This window comes from Agarivorans sp. TSD2052 (assembly GCF_023238625.1).
GTDB lineage: Bacteria > Pseudomonadota > Gammaproteobacteria > Enterobacterales > Celerinatantimonadaceae > Agarivorans.
In genome coordinates this window covers 730,846-752,778 of record NZ_CP096670.1, presented here as the reverse complement: position 1 = coordinate 752,778, position 21,933 = coordinate 730,846, and the positions used below count along the sequence as shown (strand labels likewise).

Genomic DNA, 21,933 nt, shown 5'->3' with positions numbered 1-21,933 from the left:
GAGTCATCGTATTTGTCCTTTAGTTACTGTGTCCTGTTTATCTGGACACCAAAAATCAAAAAAATTAAACCATTGCATAGGATAACGAGTTGCTAGTGTTTCTAGCTGTTTGGCATAGGCTTGGCTTGCGTGTTCAATACGTGATTGACGCTCTTTTCTCGATACGCCTAAATTATCACTCAGTTTTTCAAAATAGATGTGATACCGGTTATCTTGCTGCTGCATACAAAACAAGCTAAATACAGGGCAGCGTAACAAGGCAGCAATTAAGAACGGCCCTTGAGGAAAAGGCGCTAACTCTCCCAAAAAAGAGTGATAGTTAACGCGACCATAACTATCAGCAGCAGTTCTATCGGCGGCTATCGCAACCAGCTCTCCATCTTCGATAAACTGAGCTAATCGAATGCCTAAATCAGCGGTAAATTCAGAAATGTGTATCAAGTTAAGCTGTGAGTCTGGATTGAGTTCTGCCAACACTGTATTAAACTTGTTCGCATTAGCCGTTAGCACCACCACATTGATACGCGTCCGATACTCTGTTTCAGCTAAAGCACGACACATTTCTATATGACCTAAATGAGAAGTAATAAGCACTGCACCTTGCTTACTTTTTAGGGTTTCGGTCAATAGCTTCTTATTTGGAAAATCAACCGCAGCACGGGTTATTTTGTTAGTCCATGCATCAAGACGGTTCAGTGATGCGGTGCCAAAACTTAAAAAATGACGAAGGCCGTCTAAGCCGCTAATTGGCGCTGTAAGTGGGCTATTTGGTTGTCTAGCCACTTTATTTAAAAAAGTGTGTGATGCCTTTCTGCTGCTGTTCCCGCTAATATAAAAGTAGCCGATTGCAGGGTATAACAATGCTTTGGCCAAATAGCGTCCACCCAAGCGATAAGCCAATAGGGTCACCTTTAAGCCCCACAAACTGCCTCGCTCGGCCATAGATGACCAATGAGTTTGCCTGCGCTTACGCCAAAGAAGTTTAGGAAACCGCCATAACATGCCAAAAAATAGTCGGCTATGCATTTTGCTGATTAGCCAGTTGTCCTCCCAGGCCCGAAAATGGCTAAGCCCTTCTTTAGGGTAGATAACCTTAGTAGGAGCTTGTATTATCGGTGTGCCTAACCAGTAATGCTTGACTAAGATTTCAATATCAAAATCCATACGCTTACCCAACTTCGAACTATCAAGCAAAGCAATAGTAGAGGCTAAGGGATAAACCCTAAAACCACACATACTATCCTTTAGCTCAATACTTAAGGTTTCGATCCATACCCAAACGTGCGTAATGTATCTCGCGTAATAACGAACAGTAGGAATGCTTTCGTCATAGCTTGGGACGCCCGCGACTAAAGCGGTTGGTGAGGCCTTAGCTGAATCCAAAAAGCGACTTACATCGGCTAAATTATGTTGACCATCAGCATCAACTTGCAGCGCATGGCTATACCCTTGTTTATTCGCTTCGCGTAAGCCACTCATTACAGCTCCGCCTTTACCTTGATTTTCAGCATGCTGGATCAACTGAACATGTTGATATTTATCGGCCAGTTCAATCAAGTAATCTGCCACTGATGGAGAACTGCAATCATCCACCAAAATAACGGGCAAATTTAGCTGAGCGACAGTACTTTCAATGGCGTTAGTGTGATTATAATTGGGGATAACTACACAAGGCTTAAACATTATTAGCCTTTAATAGTACCCGACCACTGCTGTATTTATGCTGCTCGTCACTAAAACTAAAATGCAGTTTGCTTTTTACGGCATCAAATCTAAGCTGCAAGCAAACTCGCTGGTCAGGTTGCATAATATGTTGAAATTTAAGCGCCTCTATAGCTAACACCTGCTTGGAGGTATTTAGATTTGTATTGGCCAACTCAAGCGCCCAATGCAACTGCGCTAAGCCGGGTACCACCGGCAAATGTGGGAAGTGTCCCTGTAAACAAGGCAGATCCGCGGAAATATCTAGCTCTAGCTCCAACGAAGAACCGTCTAATTGAGATGACTTGCATACTGGTATGCCAAACTCTTTCATAAAAACAATGCTCTCATTTGATTTAATTGGCGTTTACCTTGAAGGTTCACAGGTAAAGAATCCACATAGCGCCATTTTCTAGGCACAGTAACCGCTTCAAAATACGCCGTTAGATGCTGTCTTAATTGATTGTTAAGAGAACGCTTTCCGAGGCTAAGCGCTTGCCGTCCTTCGTGGTTTAACACCACAACTGCAGCAATATGCTCTCGTTTCAACGAAAGGGTGATTAGATCACAGCTTTTCACCCAGTGGTGCTGCAAAAGCTGGTTGGCCATTTGTTCCAAACAAACACGCTTCTCTGCTACTTTAACCACTCTATCTAAGCGGCCAACAAGCGCGAAGCCATCATTTCGAACTTCAACCGCATCATCCATCACATACCAATCATGGCTGTTCACTAAGTAAGGGGAGCGGATTTGCAAGGCCTGATTAGCCGAAACAGTCCATTCAATACAGCTAAATACTCGCCAGTGGCGGTGTTGCTGCTGATTTCTATAGGCCACCCCCCCAGTTTCACTACTACCAAATACTTCGGTAGGCGCCTGTCCCCATAGATCTGCTAAGCCTTCAGCTGTAACTGTTTTTAATAAGCCACCAGAGCTCACGCAAAACTGAGGCGCACAGCTAGTCAAGTTAGGTTGAGCCAGCACATACTCTAAAAATGAGGGACTTGAGATAAAGCTGATTGCTTGCCCCTCAGTTAACGAGGAGTAATCTTCAGGGTATTTGACAGATTTAACCTGCCATTTCTTTTGGCTAAGTAAGGGCCATAATACAGTGAATAACAAACCATAAATATGTTGATGGGAAACGCTGGAACAAATTAAAGAATCAGCGACGTATTTACTAAAGTAAGTCTCTAACGTTTCAACTTCAGCTAATAATTGTCGCCATTTTTTCACCACACACTTAGGTTCGCCAGTGCTACCAGATGTATATAGATGCAGCTCAGTGTCATGGTTCACTGCAACAGCGATAGCATTCGAATTTTGCTGGTGATTAGCGTAGCTTTTACCAATATATACATCAGGGGCTTGTTTACCAATATTCTTATCCGAGCATACTGCATCCACCCTTGTTTGAAAACTAACGAGGGTTTCATATTGTTGATTAGGCGGCAATATTGGCGTCCGTCCAGCCAGTAATAATGCAAATAGGCAACAAGAAAAATCAAAGCTGTCATCAGCAAATAACAGCCATTTTTGATGGGGAGTCTCATTCACCTGTTGGTAAACAGAATATAGCCGCTGCCACCACTGTTGATTGCTTAATAAGGTGTCACCGCGAACAGCGATATGAGTTAGGCCATCTTTAGAAGGAAGCGTTATCGGATTCATACTTCTCCTCCAATTTAGTGCACTTTCTAAAAATCCATTCTCCACTTAGCAAAGCCGCGATGAGCAAATAGCTAATCAAGCCGTTATATATAGTCCATGTTTTCAGGTCGGCAAAAAAAATTGTCCAAGCACTAATTAAAGTATTAACCACAAAGAAAGCGCACCAAATTTTAGTAAGGCCAATGAAATAAGGCCGAGCAGTTAATGGTAAATGGCGCTGACCCATGCGAGCAAATGTTTCGACTATCGGCTGTTTATCCCAAAGGCTCGCAAAAAAAGCAGCAAACAAACTGAGATTAACCAGTAATGGATAATACATAAACCAGCGAGGCTCTTGGCGCATTAACACCAATAAGGCCAAAACGATACCCAACAGGCCCAAATATTTTTGATGTTTTAAGGACTTTGAACCTTTCCAGCCTAATAATAAACGCAGCGAAAACAACACTAATACTAGCAAAGCGATTACATTGCTCGAATAAGTAGTTAATCCGAAAAAAATAATAAATGGGTATACGCCAAGCGCTGCAATCACCAGCGCTTTTAACAGTTTACTCTTCATTTACAGTTACGCGGCATCGCTAACTAATCGCTCTAAGGCATCAATAACATCGGCAACAGTTCTTGCCGACTTGAATTCGTTAGGTTGGATTTTTTTACCGGTGATCTGCTGTAGCTTAACGACCAAATCGACGGCATCAATACTGTCTAAGTCTAAGTCTTGGTACATGTTTGCGTCCAAAGAAATATCATCCTCGGGTACTTCAAATTCTTGTACTAAGATATCTCGCAATACTTGGTATATTTCATCTCTAGTCATAATCATTAAGCCGCTTTATTTTCAGATTCAATGAAGGTAGCCAAAGCTTTCACGCTCGCGAAATGTAGCTTGGTGTCTTCAGAGTTAGCATCAAGTTTAATCTGGTATTTCTTCTTAATCGCTAAACCGAGCTCCAAAGCGTCGATGGAATCTAATCCCAGTCCTTCAACAAATAATGGGGCTTCGGTTTCAATATCGCTTGCTTCGATATCTTCAAGTTCTAGTGCTTCGATAATTAGTTGTTTTATTTCCTGCTCTAATATGTTCATTGGCAGTTAAGTTCCTTGTAAAAATGTTGTTGTAAATATCGGGTAATCGTACGTGCGTTTCGCGAATCACCCTCTGTTGCGACACAAATATCACCAGTATTGATTAAATCGCCGATATCCAATGAAAAATGTGGTTTGCTTGCCGGTATAGAATACCAAGGTTCGGATTTGGTCAAAGTAGAGGGGGTTACGCGTATGGTCACAGGTAAAACATCAACAGCGCAACGTAAAGCAATATTAGCGGCACCTCTTTGCATCTGTAATTGCTGGCCGGGAGTGGTTCGAGTCCCTTCAGGGAAAACAATCAAGCTTGCACCTTTATTGAAACTGTTTTGACACTCTGACAACACAGTTTCAGGATCAGCACCGTTTTTAATGTACCCTGCCGCAGAAATAATCAAAGACATGCATGGGTTTCGCCATAAGCTTTGCTTTACTATACAACTCGTTTTTGGCAGGAGGGCAATTAATAATACAACATCGATCAGTGACGGGTGATTGGCGATAACTAATGAACCTGGAGACTGCTGAAGCTTGTACCCTTTAGATACAGACACACTTAACACCCCCAAGTATTGCATCATCGTTACAAAACACTTGAAGATTATATGTACATAGAACTGACTACGCGCCTGCTTATCTGAGGCGGGTATAATTTTCAGTAAAGGAAACAGCGTAAGTGACAACATCAGCCCCAGCCCACCAAAGCAAAAAAAACACACGGCGGTCATAGCTAAGCGCCAGAAGTAGTTAATTCTCTGACTCATCGACTTGCCTCCATATCCATTTCTGCGCATCCATCTGACAGGAAAAATGAGGCACCGAGGAAGAAAGCGCCGGAAGCAATTGACTAAGCAAATTTCTAGCTGGATTTTTATTGGCATTATCGTCTGATTTAAATTGTATATTCCAGCCTGTTTTTGAGGCCTCTAATATACATGCAAAAGCAGTCATACCTTGCAGCTCGTCTGCATAGCGCTTATAAATTTTTGGCAGGGGTTCGTCGACATAAACGAGTAAAACAGGCTCTTGATAACGAACACTTTGGCCATAGGCTTCCACAAAAGCCATCGCTAATGAATTACGGCCACTGGTAACGACCGTAGACGGCGCTGCATTCTGTTGGCTAATTGAATAAAGACCACTGGCGGTGTTGTAAACAGATTGGCTGAATTTAGTTGGAGAAAGAGCCGATTGCTGATTAAGTTCAAGCAACAGTTCTAAGGTACGATGAAGTTCTCCATGGCGAGATGAAAAAACACTTCGAATAGTTTTAGGTTCGGGTAACAAATCTAATACTACTCTCATCGCCATTTTACTTAAAAAGCTAAAACGTCTTCGTTGCATTGCCGCAATTTCAGGTAGTTTAGGAGGCTCATATATCCCATTTACACAGACAGCATCCCAGCTAGTCCATTTTTCTATCTTAAAAACAACGTCCATATTACAACTTGAAAATTCAGCTTATCCAAACACAAGATCATCCCATATGAGCTTAGTGTCGACTTTTTAATTAATAGATTAAGAATATACAAACTCAACCTTATGGATGATTCTATCGTTAAAAAAGGTGTAAATCATCATTTTTTAGTTGAAAGAATTATAAGAATGCGACAGTTGCAGCATATCCTGTTGGGGCAAGGATGTTTTCCAACACAAGCCCCTTATAATTAGTATCTTTAGAGCCCGCCACCGACAAAGCTTTCATACTTTTCGGTTGCTGGCAGGCAAAGACCTTCCAAGCCGCCTCTTTTCGTGTCCACCATTGATAAAACTGTTCCGCATTATCTGGAGCATCAGGTTCTGTAGGATGCCTTATCTCTTGCCAGATAGCGTTAATACTTCTTTTTTTTATTCTCTCTATGTCTATACCGCAAGGGCGTGAACTAGCCACTGCCGCCACATAGTCCCCGCTATGACTTAAACTCAAGAAGGCGCCTATACTTCTTTGTTGAACCAAGCAAGGTTGCCCATATTGATTCCGTTGCACATCTGCTATCGAAACATCAATAGCAAAACAATCCTTAATACAGTCGACCAAACACGAATCATAAAACTCCCGTAACTGAAATTTAGCAATATCTACAGGGATAGGTTTAATAAGCGTATGTTTTAAAAGCGTGCTTTCTTGTCGAAGCAAATACTTTGAGAGATTCCGTTTTTGGCCCACAACTGGAGTTTAATAAGCTCTATGTATCAATATTGATGTGAACATACCAAAAATAGCATCGAATATCCCTAAAATTTAAACGTGAATGTGATGAACTCATTGTTATAATTGTCTAGATGGCTGAAAATGCGCCAACAGCGAAGAGAGCCCCCCACACTTATTGATAAATAACGCACAAACCTGTTATTTTGAATAATCATCATAAACCAATCCCGATATTAAACATATCAAGGTAACTCTTGATATTTCAGTGATGCTTATAGGATTCCGTATATAAATATTGTCAAAATTGCTTTTGCATAACACAAATACCTACGACAACAGCTATAACTCGTGCTCGATATCTAGTTTTCTAAATATCCAATTGGGGAAAGTTGACCGCTTACTATAGTTAGGCTCTGAATAGGACAACTGCTCGCCGAAGCGCCACTGTAAAGCCCCTGATTCATCTTTGGTGAGATGCCAATAAACCATTATAGAGACCCAATGAAGCGAAACTAACTGCGCCAATAAGGGCAAGATAAGTTAAACAGTATGTTAACCTATCGAATCCGCCTATAAGCAATACTAAACTTAGGCTCAAAAATCGATAACCAAAGTTGATCGTATGGGTTTTCGGGTCCCACCCTTGTTACATAAAGCGGTGATTTTGTAGTGCTTACTATTTGTTTGTTAAACGAACACCAAGGCGTTTTTAGCTTACTCACATTATAAAACGAGAGCCGCGCCCACTAAATAGAGCTAATGGGCGCAAAGCGTTAACTGATACAGCAGGGTAATTAGGCAATTTGAGTCATTTCGTTTAATACAAACTCCGCTACTGCGCCATCAGTGGCCGCCATGTACTCAGCGAGGTGAGTATTGGCCATATGGGTTTGCCAAAGCTCGCGTGACTGCCAGTTCTCGTAAAACATGAAATGCGCAGGGTTGCTGTTATCTTGATGCAAATCGTAGTTGATACAGCCTTCTTCGGCGCGGGTCACTTCAATTAACTTTAATAGTTCGGCTTTTACTAGGTCGATTTTGTCTGCATTTGCTTTGATGTTTGCAACAATAGTTAATGTAGTCATGTGCTGTTCCTCTAATATGAATGAATTGCTTGTTTGCGTTGACGGGAGAAATAGTAGCCTTTAGTTATCTCGCTTTAAACAGCCCAATGTTTGAATGATTATCAAATATAAATTGATAATCATGTAGAGGGTAACGAACTGAATCCGGCGACACGAACAATAGAGAAGCAGAAGCTATAAATAGGAAATATGAAGCTAGAAACAAAAAATCATCCCCTCTAAGCCAAGAAGGAATGATTATTACAACAAAGCGGATGACTAAAGTACCTTAACGACTTCTTTGAGAGGCAAGCGTGATTTAGGCAAACTGGCGTTGTAGTCTTCTTGCGGGTGGTGATAACCAATGGCTAGGGCTACCTCGCACTCGTAACCTCCAAGTTCATCTGCAAAGATCTCACTTATCAAAGCACTGTCTACGCCTTCCATGGTAGTGGAATCAATGCCTAAACGGGCCAATACATGCAAGGTATTACCTAAGGCTAAGTAGGTTTGTGATTGCGTCCATTTGGCATTATTACCATTTTCGTCGGTATTTAAATCAACAAAAGCATAAGCCCCAAAAGCTTGCTCGCGATCTTCTGGTTTAGTGCGTCCATCGGCAATGCCTTTATCGACCACCTTGGCGTAATCTTCGCGGCTATATTTGGGGTTATGGGCAAACAAAATAATATGCGAACAAGCTTTAATGTGCGGTTGATTAAACTGAAATTTATTGGCAAAAGTATCGTGCATACGCTGCTTTGCAGCGTCGCTTTCTATCACGATAAACTTCCAAGGCTGAGAGTTAATTGACGAAGCAGACAAGGTCATGGCTTGGTAAATCACATCTAAATCTTGTTGTGGTACGCGCTTTGACGCATCGTAACGTTTAGCAGTATAACGATCGGTTAAATCGGCAATAATAGGGTGTGTCATTCTAAACTCCATTGATTATTTAAAGGCTAATCGATAGCCCTGAACTTAGTTTGTTAAATCTTAATCTCGCCACTTAATAGAACAGCCCATACTTGGGGATTGTTCTTTGGGCCCTTGCCCTGTCGTCGCGATTTGGCGCATCGCGTGAAGCAATTCTGGTACTCGCAAAGCCGAGTCGCCCATACGCGCGTCGTCTAAACGGCCGCGATACTGCAGCTCACCTTGGTTATTAAAACCAAAAAAATCAGGCGTACAAATGGCTTTATATTGCTTACCAACACTTTGGTCTTCATCCACCAAATAAGGGAAAGCAAAGCCATGTTGCAGAGCAAAGCGCTGCATATTTTCAGGTGAATCTTGCGCCACCAGCCGATAATCGTTCGACATTACTGCCAGCACGTTAATCCCCTCGTCCATCAGTTGTTTAGTATCTTCAGCTAGGCGGTCGGCAATGCGCTGAACATAAGGGCAATGATTACAAATGAACATAATCAATAGACCGTTCTCCCCCAATTGCTCGCTCATGGTAAAGCTATTGCCAGCGGGATCTTGTAGGGTGAAATTTGGCGCTTTCCAGCCAAAATCGCAAATTGGCGTATCGAGTAACATTGTGTTTCCTTCTTGAAGCAAATTACCTCAGCTCACAGTCACAAAGCTGCAATACTGAACTTGTCTAAACCTCTGTTAAGTCGCTATTACCTTTTTGGCTTCGATGCATCGAGTTGAATAACTCGCCTAAAAAACCATTACGCTACCAGCTTAGTTTATCTAGAATGACTTGCGGACCGATGCACAGTAAAAATGGTCTTACTATGCCTTCACGTTATCGCAGATAACGCTTTAGCTGATGACATACGAGGCAATATGGAAATATAAATTCACTTTCATAAGCTTAAGGCTCAAGGATATCGATTAGTAATAGCTTCATCGTAATAACTTTCTCTATGACGGCATGCCAAACGCTAAAATCATGTTTTACCCTACTACATCGTCACCTTGCTAAAAACAGTGTAAAATTTGAAAGATTATCAAAATATATTAGATAGTAAGGTGGCAAACTTATGCTATTAGAAGATCTTCAAGTGATCCTTAAGGTGGCTGAGTTTCGCAGCATTACCGCAGCAGCGGCTAATTTAGATATGCGTACCGCCACCGCCAGTGCCGCGGTAAAGCGGGTTGAAAGCGCCTTAGGTGCCGAGCTGTTTGTGCGCACCACTCGCCACTTACGATTATCGAGTGCTGGCGAACGTTATATTCCGCAATGCGAACAGGCACTGCTAATGCTTGAGCAAGCCAAGCAAAATATGAAACACGATTTAGACGTTATTGATGGCGAGGTACGCATTGCACTCTCCTCTGACTTAGGCAGAAACGTCATTACTCCTTGGTTAGATGCCTTCATGGACAGCTACCCATTGGTGAGCTTACGCTCTAGCATTAGCGACAGTAACATTGATTTTTACCGCGACTCGGTAGACATGGCGCTGCGTTATGGCTCTCCTACCGATGCTAATGTATATGGCTTCAAAATTTGTAATGCCCCTCGCTTATTGTGTGCCACCCCTGAATACCTAGAAGCAAACGGCACTCCAAAACACCCGCATGATCTGCCCTTACACAATGGCTTGCTTTACCAACTCCATGACGTAGTGCATAACGTGTGGCGCTTTAGCGATGACAACACCGAACACAAAATCAAGATGAGCAGCAATCGCGCCGCGAACGATGGTGACTTAGTCAGGCGCTGGTGTGTTGCGGGGAAAGGGCTGGCGGTTAAATCTTGCCTGGACATGTCGGCCGACTTACTTAGCGGTAGCTTAGTAAGCGTTATGCCAGAGTTTAAGCCCACTCCTACCGAGCTGTGGTTAATTTGCCCTAGCCGCCAATCAATTACCCCTACGGTGCGCTTACTACGCGATAGTTTTCGCGAACAAACCAGCCAAATACTCCGCCAGTTGGTAGAGAAAGGCATAGTGGATGAAAGTGTGTTGAGTTGAGTTTAGGGCTTAGTGATGTGGTCTACTTAGCGGCAATAAATGCTAATATCGTCGGCCAGAAACATTCATAAGATAATTCATAAGATAATTCATAAGAACATACTACGATGACTACAGATAATCCGGTAATTAAAGACGTATTTGTTGCTTTTCAAATTATACCAAGGCTGAAAGAAGGTAATAATTTTGAAGTGGTTGATAAGGCTATCGCAGTGGTAAAAGCGGCCAATGTGCCTTACCAAGTCGGTGCGATGGAGACAACCATGAAGGGCGAGCTTAATCACTTATTGGAAATAGTAAAAGCCGCTCAGCAAGCCTGTTATGACGCAGGCGCGTTAGAGGTGATTACTAACATCAAAATACATAGTAAAACTGAAGCCGCCACCGATACATTCTGTACCTATGACCGTGGCGTAACAGCGGCAAATCATATGTTTGTCGATAACTAAACGTTTGCTTATCGTGCCAACCTTTAGTGTTGGCACTTAGCGTTAATCACCGCTGCCTACAACCGTGCAACTAGGTCTTTGATTTTGTATCGGTCACCGCCGCGGTATCCATCTTTTTCACGCTAAACAGCAATGCCGGTAAAACAGTTAAACTGTAAAAAAGCAAAAAGCCAATGGCGATGGTTAGCAAGAAGCCAATGCTATACATGCCTCGATGATCCGCCAATAACAAAGAACCAAAAGTCGCCATGGTGGTTAATGAACTCAAAACTGCCGCTCTCGGAGTCGATGATTGATAAAAGGCTCTCGCCGATCCCACCGAGCGAAAGCGCTCCACAATGTGAATACCATTATCAACACCCAATCCAAAAATTAAGGGGATAACAATAATGTTGGCCATGTTTAAGGCGAGTCCACTCCAGTGGGCTACGGCCATTGTCGATAAGGTCGTCAACAATAACGGAATAAATGTAAGAATAACGTCGCGTTTGTGTTTCAGAGCCAGCAACAAAATTACCGCGATCAATAGTAGTGAGTAACTCACTGCCTGAATAAATGACTTAATGATTATTTTACCCACTTGCTGTTCTGCTACGGGCCTGCCGGTGGCATTTGGCGCCACCTGTTTAACCACCTTGATAAAGCTGTCTAATTGCTGAACATTACGCATATCACCAGAGGGATAAGCCACCACTAACAGGTAGCTGTCATTTTGATAACGTTGGCTAAGCTCCGCTGGAATATCTGCGTAGCTAGGCGTTGGTGCTTGCATTAACCCACTCAAGCTTGCTTGCATCTGCTGTAAGGGGGCAAGTGCTGCTGTATTGATACGGCTATAGATAGTTAATTCATCATTGCCTTGCAGCCAAGGCAAGGTATTTGCCGCTAGTGCGGATTGAGCAACGCTAGAGGCCGCGAGGTTACTCTCTAAAACAGATAAGCTATTCATCGATAAATTTGCAGCTGGAGGCGTGTTCATGCTTTGCGACAACGCCGCCATTTTTTGCTCTCTATTTTTAGGTAAAAATGCGCTAATTGAAATGACATTACTTACTTCAGGTAAGCCTGTTAGTTGAGCCTGCCAAGACTCAGCTTGTGGCAGCGATGTGGCCAACATCATCATTTGGTAACTCGATGTTAAGCCTTGTGTTTGAATTTCTTCGAGTGTTTGAACGGACTCTGCCTTTTCTGATTTCAGTACTAAGGTGGAAAAATCAAACATCATTTTGCTCGCCCCAATGCCAGAAACAACTAAAACCAGTGCCGCTAAACCGACCACCAGTTTGTAGTGCTTAGGCAGCCAAAAGGCACTATCGCCAAGATCATTAGATTGGCGAACGGCTTTACGCCTCGGGTAACCAAAAATAAAGAAAAAAGTTGGTATTACGCTAAAGGTGGCCAGTAACCCCATCAGCATTCCCGCCGCAGAGATCACGCCTAACTCTGCTAACCCGGTATATGCGGTAGGATAGAAACCCAAAAAACCGATTGCCGAGGTTAACGCACATAAACTTAGCGGGCTAATCGTGCCGCGAATAGAGGCAATGAGACAGTCCATATTGTTATCGTGCAGTACTTGTTCTTCGCGCAGCCGCAGGCAAAAGTGGATAGCAAAATCGACCCCTAAACCAATAAACATCACCAAAAATACAATCGATATAGTGTTATACGAGCCCACCAACCAGAGCCCAAGAGCTAGAGTCCAGCTTAAGCCAATAATCACAGCAAGGTAACTCGCCACAATAATTCGCAGCGAGCGAATACCAAAGCCCAGCACGACCACTAACCCAATAAATGACATAACTCCAGCCAATTTTACACTGTGGTTGGCATCGTTTATTTCGTCAAAATCTAATGCGGTTTGTCCTGTAATGCGTATTTGTAGCTCTGAGTCATCACTATATGGCTGGATAATTTTATGAGCCGTTTCAATGATAAACCTATTAGGTTCTTTATGATCATGTTGGGGCTCGGCATTTAAGCTAATAATCTGATAGTGAATGCCGCTGCTGTCAGGGAGTAATACCTCAAACCAATCCACCTTTTGCGGTGTGCTAGCCAATTGATTTAACACTTTAATCAGCAATGTAGACGCACGCTGATCGTCAGTCTCAATAGCATGATTAAGTTGCGCCAGTAACTGCATGGCAGCCCGATCCGGCTCTGCTGACATAGCTCCCTTTAACTTAGGCATTACGCTGCGTAAGTTTTCATTAAACGTCTGAAAGTCTTGGGCTGATAAAAACCATAAAGCCTGTTGTTTTAGCCACGGCAAGGTGCTGGGAGAAAATACATCTTTAAACAGAGGATCTGCTGAGAAATCATCTTGTAGTTTCTCTGTGACCTCCTGCACTTGGCGACGGTGAGTACCGGAAACAACCACGACTAAAGCATTCTCTGACTCACCAAACTCTGCTGCCGTTTTTGTTAAGTTGTCTTTCCATGGAGCATCTTGTTGCACCAGGCCATCTAAATCCGAATCAATCACAAAATGGTGCTGACTATAAACAGCGGCGATATAGCTCGCTAAGCCGATAAAAAAAAGTGATAAAACAAAGGGAAGAGCTTGCTTTGAAAAGAAACGATGCTTCACTGTTTAACTTCGTATTGAGAATGAATGTCCGATTATACTGCTGATAGCAGTTGAATGAAAAATGCGTTTCTCCAAAGCCAATAATTAAATCCAGATAATGGCGGTTTATCCTGTTTATTGAGCTAAACGTTCATTACTTACCCGGAGAAGTACAGCTAGCACGCACTAATAATTGGGTAGGCACAATGGTATCTTGATTAACCTTCCCGCCATTTAAAATTTTCATTAAAGTGCTGGCGGCCGCGATACCAATGTCTTCTTGTGGTTGACGAATAGTGGTGAGCTCTGGATTGGTATATTCAGCAAATAATAAGTCATCAAAACCGACAATAGATAACTGCTTAGGCACCTGAATACCTCGCTGAGTTGCTGCTTTCATGGCGCCTAATGCCATCATATCGTTAAAGCAAAATAGTGCGGTCATTGCATAATGCTGATGCAAGCGCATAAAGGCGCTGTAGCCCGATTGAAAACTAAAATCGCCATCTTCAAAAGCGGCTTCATCGAGCTCAATATTGACTTGGTTTAAGCCGTCTTCCACCCCCGCTTTACGATCAACACATATGGGGTTTTCCATGGGGCCGGTAATACAGCCTATTTTAGTGTGGCCAATGTCTAATAGGTAATCTACCGCTCGCTTGGCTGAGTTGCGATTGTCGATACGTACTGTCGGGATCGGAAAGCCCGAAAAATATTCACAAGCCATCACCATTGGGATTTCGGTGCCTTGACGAATTTCCATTGGCAGCTCAGCAGTCAGCGAGATAATCCCATCCGCTTGTTTGCTGCGTACCAAATCCATATAGGCTTTGGCTTGCTCAACAGTATGAATTGAATCCCCTAGCAATACTTTGTAGCCATTTTGTAAGGCCACCTGTTGAATACCACGAACAATGCTAGCAAAAAACATATTGGCAATATCGGGCACAATAACCACGATGGTTTTTGACTCACTACGACGTAAATTACGGGCGATAACATTGGGAGAAAAACCCGACTCAGCCACCGCTAGCTCTACCTTTAGCCGCGTTTTTTCCGACACCTTTTCAGGGTTCATCATAGCACGCGACACCGTCGCGGTAGACACGCCAGCCAGCTTGGCAACGTCTTTTATGGTGGGCATAGTGAATCCTTTTTACTCACTCAAGCTTAGCAAGAACGGCTTAAACTCTAAACGAAATGTAACGGATTACATCAAATTTTGTAAAGTACTTTATTTTAAAACACTTAATTCACCTTTTGGCAAAGTGCGCAAAAAATAAACTTTTACAGTGATCACATTTTTGTAACATGCGCTAGATAAAAGGCAAAACATTGTATAAGTTTTATTCAGCTACCAAATAAATGCCATGCAGTGCGGCTTAAAATGCCTCCAGCTCACGATGAGTGCATGGTTTTTTTATACACCTCAATGTAATCGATTACATTTATTCTGTGTATCGAAGACAAATGTGGCTTTATACATCGATAAAAAGGGATTGCTGATGAAAACTCTTCAAGGACCTGCCTTATTTCTGGCTCAGTTTGCCAGCGATGAAGCGCCATTTAATTCTCTAGCATCTATCGCCGCTTGGGCTGCCAGCGTCGGTTATAAAGGTGTGCAAATGCCCAGTTGGGATAAACGCTTATTTGACCTAGAGCGCGCTGCCGAAGACCTCGATTATTGCCAACAAGTATTAGCCTTACTGCAAGGCAATGGCCTTACCCTCACCGAATTATCTACTCACTTACAAGGCCAGCTGGTTGCAGTGCATCCCGCTTACGATGAAATGTTTGATGGCTTTGCGCCTGATTCAGTGCGAGGCAAGCCCCAATTACGCCAACAATGGGCGGTAAATCAAATGATGTTAGCCGCTAAGGCCTCTAAAAACCTTGGCCTTACTGCCCACGCTACGTTTTCTGGTGCGCTACTTTGGCCTTACATGTACCCCTGGCCACAGCGCCCACAGGGCCTAGTTGAAACTGGCTTTGCCGAGCTAGCCAAACGCTGGCTACCGATATTAGACGCCTTTGATGAAGCCGGCGTAGATGTGTGTTACGAAATCCACCCAGGGGAAGATTTACATGATGGCGTTAGTTTCGAAATGTTTTTGGATGCAGTTAAGCAGCATCCGCGTTGCAATATCTTGTATGACCCTAGCCATTTTGTTCTACAACAGCTCGATTATTTAGATTTCATTGACCGCTACCACTCGCGGATAAAAATGTTTCACGTTAAAGATGCCGAGTTCAACCCCACTGGCCAACAAGGTGTGTATGGCGGCTACCAAAGCTGGACCGAACGCGCAGGCCGCTTTCGCTCTCTAGGTGACGGCCAAGTAGATTTTGTGGGGATTTTTTCCAAGCTAGCCCAATACGACTTTAGTGGCTGGGCAGTGGTGGAATGGGAGTGTTGTCTCAAACACCCTGAAGCAGGTGCAGCCGAAGGGGCCACATTTGTTGAGCAACACATTATTGAAGTGACCGACAAAGCGTTTGATGATTTTGCCGATAGTGCGGTAGACCAAGCCGCCAACCAGCGCATCTTAGGGCTATAAGGAGAGCATCATGGACAGAATTAAACTTGGCATGGTGGGTGGGGGTAGCGGTGCATTTATTGGCGCGATTCACCGTATTGCCGCGCGCTTAGATAACCAGTTTGAATTAGTGGCAGGCGCGCTGAGCGCCGACCCAGCTCGCGCTCTGCAATCGGCCAAAGATTTAGGCATTACGAGTGAGCGCAGTTACAGCGATTACGCGCAAATGGCACAACATGAAGCCGCCCGTAAAGATGGAATTGAGGCAGTGAGCATTGTGACTCCTAACCATTTGCACTTTCCCATCGCTAAAGCATTTTTAGCCGCTGGCATTCATGTTATTTGCGATAAACCCATGACCTGCTCATTGCACGAAGCACTAGAGCTAAAAGAGCTGGCCAATAATAGCGGTAAGTTATTTGTGCTTACCCACAATTACAGCGCCTACCCTATGGTTCGTCAAGCTCAGCAAATGGTGAGCGATGGTTTATTGGGCCAGCTGCGTTTGGTACAAGTGGAATACGCCCAAGACTGGCTAACCACAGCAGCCGAAAATACCGGTAACAAACAAGCCGAATGGCGCACCGACCCAAAACGTTCTGGCCCAGCAGGTTGCTTGGGGGATATTGGCACCCATGCCTTTAACCTAGCCGCGTTCATTAGTGGCTTACAGTTAGAGCAGGTAAGCGCCGAACTTAGCACCTTTGTAGATGGTCGAGTATTAGATGACAACGTGCATGCCATGTTGCGCTTTGAACAAGGCGTGCGTGGCATGTTGTGGAGCTCACAAGTCGCACCTGGCAATGAAAACGGCTTACGGATCCGCATTTATGGCAAAGACGGTGGTATCGAGTGGTCACAAGAGCACCCTAATCAGCTGTTGTATAGCCCCTTCTCACAACCTAGCCGAATGCTAAGTCGCGGCGGATATGGTTATCAATCGGAGGCTGAACACCTCGTTCGTACCCCTGCGGGGCACCCTGAAGGTTATCTAGAAGGGTTTGCCAACCTTTACACCGAAACCGCGCAAGCCATTCGAGCGGTACGCAAGGGATCGTCACCTGCTGACATTTTGGCAAACAATTTATTACCCGGTGTAAAACAAGGCGTGGAGGGTTTGCAATTTATCAATGCGATGATCCATTCCTCGCAAAATGACGGTAAATGGACTCGTTTGGAGAACGTGCATGAACTTGCCTGAAGAACCCATCCTTAGCCTAGAGAAAATATCCAAAAGCTTCTCTGGCGTGCAAGTACTGCATGGCATAAGTGTGCAGGTGCTGCCAGGTGAGGTAATGGGCATTCTCGGCGAAAATGGTGCGGGTAAATCAACCCTACTGAAAATTATCTCTGGGATTTATCAGCGTAGCGAAGGCCAAGTCTCGGTGGCGGGTAAAGCGGTTGACATCACTAGCCCAGCAGATGCCAAAGCGTTGGGCATTGCGATGATCCCCCAAGAATTTAACCTCATCGCTAGCTTAAGCGTATTTGAGAATATCTTTCTTGGCCAAGAGCTTAAAGGCAAGGTGCTGTTAAACAAAAAAGCAATGCGCCTGCGCACTAATCAACTGTTGAGCTTATTGGAAACCAGCCTTTCGCCTGATGCACTTATTGAAGAACTCAGCGTGGCTGAAAAACAAATGGTAGAGATAGCTAAGGCCTTGGTGAATGACGCCCGCATTCTGATTATGGACGAGCCCACTACGGTATTAACCAGCCAAGAAGTCACCGTGCTATTTACACTTATCGACAAACTTAAAGCCCAAGGCGTAACCATTTTGTTTATCTCTCACAAACTTAAAGAGGTGAAAAAACTGTGCGATCGCCTGATGATCTTGCGCGATGGTGCGCTTATATCAATAGACCAAGTTAGCGAGATTGACGAGCAAGACATGGCGCGAAAAATGGTAGGGAGAGAGCTGAATCAGGTATTCCCGCCCCGCTCTATTGTACAAAGCAAAGTGGCATTAAAAGTTGAAAACCTCGCTGTGAAAAACTTGCTCAGTGATATTAGCTTTGAAGTGCGCCAAGGCGAAGTATTAGGTTTTGCAGGCTTAATTGGCAGCGGCCGCACCGAAACCGCTGAAGCCATTATGGGTTTACGCCGCCGCCAACACGGAGACATTTATGTTCAGCAACAAGCGGTACAAATCCACAACATTAAAGACGCCGTAAGACATGGCTTGGCCTATTTAAGCGAAGACCGTCAAGGCTGCGGCCTTACTATGAGCTTTAACTTACCCGAAAACATTAGCTTAATTTCACTTAAAAACTATAGCAATGGCTTGATAAATCACGCTAAAACCCGTGAAAAGGCAGAGCAATATGTACGTAAATTCGACATTAAAGCCGCCTCATTAGATACCGAATTACTTTACCTAAGCGGAGGTAATCAACAAAAAGTTTACCTGTCCAAATGGATGGATACTCAACCACAAATTCTGATTTTGGACGAGCCCACCCGCGGGGTAGATGTGAACACTAAAAAAGAAATTTACCACTTTGTTCAAAGCATGACCGAGCAAGGTTTGGCGGTGGTAGTTATTTCTTCAGACATGGAAGAGTTAATTGGGCTCGCTCACCGAGTATTGGTGATGCGTGAAGGTCGCATTCAGGGAGAGTTACATGACCAAGACATTAATGAAGAACAAATCATGTTTTTGGCGGCAGGTTTACAAAACCAGGCAGCGCCGCTATCTGCGTCGTCACAGGATAGCCACCCATGAGTGAGGTTGTAAAAATGGAACAAAAATCTAGCTCATCACCTTCTACTAGCTGGTTGGCCAAGCTACCGAAATTTACCCTATCTAATTGGGCGCCACTGATTGCACTGCTGATTCTGGTTATTCTGTCAGCAATGGCCAGTGAGCACTTCTTAATTCCACGAAACCTTACCAACGTGCTTAGACAAGTGTCTTACACTGGCATCATCGCCTTAGGCATGACCTTTGTCATTATTGCTGGCGGTATTGATTTGTCGGTAGGCTCAATGGTTGCCTTGGTCGGTGTTTTGGTGATTATGCTGCTCAATTACCTTGGCGATGGCTGGATGGCCGTGACCGTGTCAATTGCAGCAGCAATGGCAATGGGTGCTGCCTTTGGAGCAGTAAACGGATTGCTCACCACCAAAGGAAAGATTACCGCCTTTGTGGCAACGTTAGCCACAATGTCTATCTTTCGCTCGCTTACACTCTATATCAGTGATGCTGGCGAGATGGTTTCACAAAACAGTCACTACCCCGATATTGGGGGCGGTTACTTTATGGGGATTCCGATCCCGGTATGGATATTCCTCGGCTTGGCATTTTTGGGGCATATCATTTTGCGCCACACCGCCTTTGGCCGGCATGTTTGCGCTGTAGGCTCTAACCCTAAGGTAGCCGCTTATTCTGCGATTAACGTGCAGCAAGTTTACTTTCTAACTTTTGTGATTGTCGGATTCACCGTGGGCTTGTCTGCGGTAATGCTGTCATCACGACTTAATTCGGTGAGCCCGGGTGACGCGGGCTTGTTTTACGAACTGGACGCCATTGCCGCGGTTGTGATTGGCGGAACCTCGTTAGCAGGCGGCAAAGGCACACTATGGGGCACCGTTATCGGCGCCATCATTTTAGGCATTATTAATAACATGCTGAACTTAATGGGGGTTTCACCCTATTTACAAGGAACGGTAAAAGGCTTGGTGATTTTGATTGCGGTATTAATGCAATTCAAACGTGATCGTTAAACCTGCACCGACTATTAAAAACAAAGGAGAGTAACTCATGCGTTTATTGCAACACATAGGAAAACTACTACTTGCCGCTACACTGTTCAGTTCAGTTGGCATCAATGCAGCATTAGCAGATACCTTAAAAGTGGGTGTATCCGTTCCCTCAGCAGACCATGGTTGGACCGCCGGGTTATTGTGGTGGGCAGAAAAAGCTGCAGCTGACTTTAAGAAAAGTGAAGACGATATTGAATTTTACGTAGTGGCTGCCAGCTCCGGATCTAAGCAAGTTGGCGATGTGGAAGATTTAATGATTAAAGGCATTGATGCCTTGGTTATCTTGCCGCACAACCCAGCCACTTTACAAAAAGTGATTGAAGAAGCCTACGGCAGCGGTATTTACACAGTAGTGGTAGACCGAGAACTAGAAACACCAGCACAAAACGTGTTTATTGCCGGTGATAATGCAGGGCTTGGCAGTGTTAGTGGTGAATGGTTAGCCAAAGAAATGAATGGCAAAGGCAAAGTGGTGGTGATTGAAGGCATGTCTATTCCAATTAACAAACAACGGGTAGATGCCTTTAATGAGGTGATTGCTAAACACAAAGGCATGACGATTCTGGATAGCCAACCTGCTGATTGGTCTACCCAAAAAGCCCTCGCCGTAATGGAGAATTACTTGCAAAAACACCCTAAAATTGATGCGGTATGGTGCCAAGACGATGATATGTTAAAAGGAGTAATGCAGGCTATTAAAGAGTCAGGTAGAACCGACATTAAAACCGTTTTAGGTGGCGCGGGTGCACAAGACATTATTAACATGGTTGTGGACGGTAACCCTGTGGTGCGTGCTACCGTTACTTACCCACCTAGCATGGTAGCGTCGGGTATCGCTTTAGCTATTACTGGTGCTCGCCACGAAATGCTGGGGAAAATGTACCATAGCGCCCCATCACGCGTAATTTTGGCCGCTGAGTTAGTTGATACCAATAACGCCAAAGATTTTGTGGTAACCGGTGCTGCTTACTAAAGAATAGCCAATGTTAAACTTGAGGCTCACACATTAGGCTGTGAGCCTTTTCTTTGGACATAACCAATTTAACCTCTAACAATGCTCAAATGCTAAAAAGAACTGGCTTTTATTATTGGTAGTGACGCAGCAATTCAGCAATGCTTGGCGCTTGAGACCAACGCCAGTCACTCGGTAAAGCAATAGCGGCTTGTTTATCGCACGCTTGTTGGGCTTTGCTAAAATCTGAGCCATGACTAATGTTGGCTAATTCATCCAGTAGCAGCCATTCTTTGTCATCGGCGATATCGACTAAGTAGCTAGGTAAAATACCCCAACCACAATCCCAGGCCAGTAACTCTATTTGATTGAGGGCGAAAACATCCCTAATAAGGTTACCTTTAATTATTGGCCATCCAGTAAAGTTAAAAATGCCAAAGCTACTCGACTCCGCCAGATTAGCACGGCACATTTGCCAAGCGCTTCCGGCGTAAATAAATCGATTATGCGGCACATCTAAAGGGTCAAAATCTATATCTAGTATCTCTTTATGTACCTGATCTAGCTGTGCATCTACCATTACCCAACGCTGTTGATGTTGATGCCAGTACTCACAAACCCAGTGGTCTTCATATTCTCGCAAACCTAAGTATGTAGCAAAACCACAACGCAAACGCGCGGCGATACCTTGGGTTTGCAGCAACATACACGCCATGATGGAAAAGTCGCGGCACACCCCCACTAATCGCTGATCAGGGGCTTTATTCTCTAGTAGGCTGGTACCACTTCTAGCATCTAGAATGGTCAGCATTTCACTTATGCTGCGGGCTTGCATTTCAGTAAACTTGCTTTGGAAAGGCTGGTTAATTTGGTATTTATCGAGCCAGTAAGCATGTACTAGGTTGTGCTGAACCAAGTTAACAATGTCAGCCACTGAATCAGGCAGGTTAACTAATTGCGGTTCAAATTGCTGAGGATGAGTCAATTCGCTATAGCAGGAGTATTGATCGAGTGTTTGGTTATTCATAGTGCAATCCATGGCAA

22 protein-coding genes and 1 pseudogene are annotated in these 21,933 nt (G+C 44.1%); 8 read left to right on the top strand and 15 right to left on the bottom strand.

Annotation, left to right across the window (positions count from 1 at the left end):
- Positions 1 to 3: 3 nt before the first annotated feature.
- The 12 genes from M0C34_RS03445 to M0C34_RS03390 form a co-directional block, all read right to left on the bottom strand.
- The gene (locus M0C34_RS03445; RefSeq protein ID WP_248714262.1) at positions 4 to 1,683 is read right to left on the bottom strand and encodes a glycosyltransferase family 2 protein; all 1,680 of its coding nucleotides are present in this window, start codon (positions 1,681 to 1,683) and stop codon (positions 4 to 6) included.
- Positions 1,676 to 2,035 (bottom strand): ApeI family dehydratase, encoded by a 360-nt coding sequence (locus tag M0C34_RS03440; RefSeq protein ID WP_248714261.1) that lies wholly within the window; start codon positions 2,033 to 2,035, stop codon positions 1,676 to 1,678. The genes M0C34_RS03445 and M0C34_RS03440 overlap by 8 nt, the downstream gene beginning before the upstream one ends.
- A complete protein-coding gene (locus M0C34_RS03435) occupies positions 2,032 to 3,372 on the bottom strand; it encodes an AMP-binding protein (RefSeq protein WP_248714260.1) in 1,341 nt (446 codons plus the stop codon). The genes M0C34_RS03440 and M0C34_RS03435 overlap by 4 nt, the downstream gene beginning before the upstream one ends.
- Positions 3,347 to 3,934 (bottom strand): COG4648 family protein, encoded by a 588-nt coding sequence (locus M0C34_RS03430; RefSeq protein WP_248714259.1) that lies wholly within the window; start codon positions 3,932 to 3,934, stop codon positions 3,347 to 3,349. The genes M0C34_RS03435 and M0C34_RS03430 overlap by 26 nt, the downstream gene beginning before the upstream one ends.
- 6 nt (positions 3,935 to 3,940) lie before the next feature.
- On the bottom strand, positions 3,941 to 4,198 hold the full coding sequence (locus M0C34_RS03425; RefSeq protein WP_371923109.1) for an acyl carrier protein: 258 nt from the start codon (positions 4,196 to 4,198) through the stop codon (positions 3,941 to 3,943).
- On the bottom strand, positions 4,198 to 4,461 hold the full coding sequence (locus M0C34_RS03420) for a phosphopantetheine-binding protein (RefSeq protein WP_248714258.1): 264 nt from the start codon (positions 4,459 to 4,461) through the stop codon (positions 4,198 to 4,200). The genes M0C34_RS03425 and M0C34_RS03420 overlap by 1 nt, the downstream gene beginning before the upstream one ends.
- Positions 4,458 to 5,228, bottom strand: a complete 771-nt coding sequence (locus tag M0C34_RS03415) for a lysophospholipid acyltransferase family protein (protein ID WP_248714257.1) — start codon at positions 5,226 to 5,228, stop codon at positions 4,458 to 4,460. The genes M0C34_RS03420 and M0C34_RS03415 overlap by 4 nt, the downstream gene beginning before the upstream one ends.
- Positions 5,212 to 5,904, bottom strand: coding sequence for a beta-ketoacyl synthase chain length factor (locus tag M0C34_RS03410; protein ID WP_248714256.1), 693 nt, complete (start codon positions 5,902 to 5,904; stop codon positions 5,212 to 5,214). The genes M0C34_RS03415 and M0C34_RS03410 overlap by 17 nt, the downstream gene beginning before the upstream one ends.
- A gap of 157 nt (positions 5,905 to 6,061) precedes the next feature.
- The gene (locus M0C34_RS03405; protein ID WP_248714255.1) at positions 6,062 to 6,601 is read right to left on the bottom strand and encodes a 4'-phosphopantetheinyl transferase family protein; all 540 of its coding nucleotides are present in this window, start codon (positions 6,599 to 6,601) and stop codon (positions 6,062 to 6,064) included.
- Between the two features lie 809 nt (positions 6,602 to 7,410).
- On the bottom strand, positions 7,411 to 7,701 hold the full coding sequence (locus M0C34_RS03400; protein WP_248714254.1) for a putative quinol monooxygenase: 291 nt from the start codon (positions 7,699 to 7,701) through the stop codon (positions 7,411 to 7,413).
- Positions 7,702 to 7,959: 258 nt separating this feature from the next.
- Positions 7,960 to 8,616, bottom strand: coding sequence for an NAD(P)H-dependent oxidoreductase (locus tag M0C34_RS03395; protein ID WP_248714253.1), 657 nt, complete (start codon positions 8,614 to 8,616; stop codon positions 7,960 to 7,962).
- Between the two features lie 60 nt (positions 8,617 to 8,676).
- On the bottom strand, positions 8,677 to 9,225 hold the full coding sequence (locus tag M0C34_RS03390) for a thioredoxin family protein (protein ID WP_248714252.1): 549 nt from the start codon (positions 9,223 to 9,225) through the stop codon (positions 8,677 to 8,679).
- A gap of 452 nt (positions 9,226 to 9,677) precedes the next feature.
- Here M0C34_RS03390 and M0C34_RS21270 point away from each other — a divergent pair.
- The 3 genes and pseudogenes from M0C34_RS21270 to M0C34_RS03380 all read left to right on the top strand — a co-directional run.
- A pseudogene (locus M0C34_RS21270) lies at positions 9,678 to 9,851 on the top strand (helix-turn-helix domain-containing protein); the annotation flags it as partial.
- Positions 9,852 to 9,896: 45 nt separating this feature from the next.
- Entirely contained in the window at positions 9,897 to 10,613 is a 717-nt protein-coding gene (locus M0C34_RS03385; protein ID WP_371923125.1) for a substrate binding domain-containing protein, read from the top strand.
- A 107-nt stretch (positions 10,614 to 10,720) separates the two neighbouring features.
- A complete protein-coding gene (locus tag M0C34_RS03380; RefSeq protein WP_248714250.1) occupies positions 10,721 to 11,062 on the top strand; it encodes a thiamine-binding protein in 342 nt (113 codons plus the stop codon).
- A 70-nt stretch (positions 11,063 to 11,132) separates the two neighbouring features.
- Here M0C34_RS03380 and M0C34_RS03375 read toward each other — a convergent pair whose 3' ends face one another.
- Positions 11,133 to 13,655: an MMPL family transporter gene (locus M0C34_RS03375; RefSeq protein WP_248714249.1), complete on the bottom strand. Its 2,523-nt coding sequence runs from the start codon at positions 13,653 to 13,655 to the stop codon at positions 11,133 to 11,135.
- Positions 13,656 to 13,788: 133 nt separating this feature from the next.
- A complete protein-coding gene (locus M0C34_RS03370) occupies positions 13,789 to 14,778 on the bottom strand; it encodes a LacI family DNA-binding transcriptional regulator (protein WP_248714248.1) in 990 nt (329 codons plus the stop codon).
- Positions 14,779 to 15,139: 361 nt separating this feature from the next.
- Between M0C34_RS03370 and M0C34_RS03365 the strand changes: the two genes are divergently transcribed.
- From M0C34_RS03365 to M0C34_RS03345, 5 genes are read left to right on the top strand one after another with little or no spacing between them, the layout of a single operon-like run.
- On the top strand, positions 15,140 to 16,192 hold the full coding sequence (locus tag M0C34_RS03365; protein WP_248714247.1) for a sugar phosphate isomerase/epimerase family protein: 1,053 nt from the start codon (positions 15,140 to 15,142) through the stop codon (positions 16,190 to 16,192).
- 10 nt (positions 16,193 to 16,202) lie between these two features.
- Complete coding sequence (locus tag M0C34_RS03360) at positions 16,203 to 17,372, top strand: Gfo/Idh/MocA family protein (protein WP_248714246.1); 1,170 nt, start codon at positions 16,203 to 16,205, stop codon at positions 17,370 to 17,372.
- Positions 17,359 to 18,897: a sugar ABC transporter ATP-binding protein gene (locus tag M0C34_RS03355; RefSeq protein ID WP_248714245.1), complete on the top strand. Its 1,539-nt coding sequence runs from the start codon at positions 17,359 to 17,361 to the stop codon at positions 18,895 to 18,897. The genes M0C34_RS03360 and M0C34_RS03355 overlap by 14 nt, the downstream gene beginning before the upstream one ends.
- Positions 18,894 to 19,898, top strand: a complete 1,005-nt coding sequence (locus M0C34_RS03350; RefSeq protein WP_248714244.1) for an ABC transporter permease — start codon at positions 18,894 to 18,896, stop codon at positions 19,896 to 19,898. The genes M0C34_RS03355 and M0C34_RS03350 overlap by 4 nt, the downstream gene beginning before the upstream one ends.
- 37 nt (positions 19,899 to 19,935) lie before the next feature.
- The gene (locus tag M0C34_RS03345; protein WP_248714243.1) at positions 19,936 to 20,910 is read left to right on the top strand and encodes a substrate-binding domain-containing protein; all 975 of its coding nucleotides are present in this window, start codon (positions 19,936 to 19,938) and stop codon (positions 20,908 to 20,910) included.
- Positions 20,911 to 21,022: 112 nt separating this feature from the next.
- Here the strand turns inward: M0C34_RS03345 and M0C34_RS03340 are convergent, their stop codons facing one another.
- Complete coding sequence (locus M0C34_RS03340; protein ID WP_248714242.1) at positions 21,023 to 21,916, bottom strand: transglutaminase-like domain-containing protein; 894 nt, start codon at positions 21,914 to 21,916, stop codon at positions 21,023 to 21,025.
- Between the last annotated feature and the right edge of the window lie 17 nt (positions 21,917 to 21,933).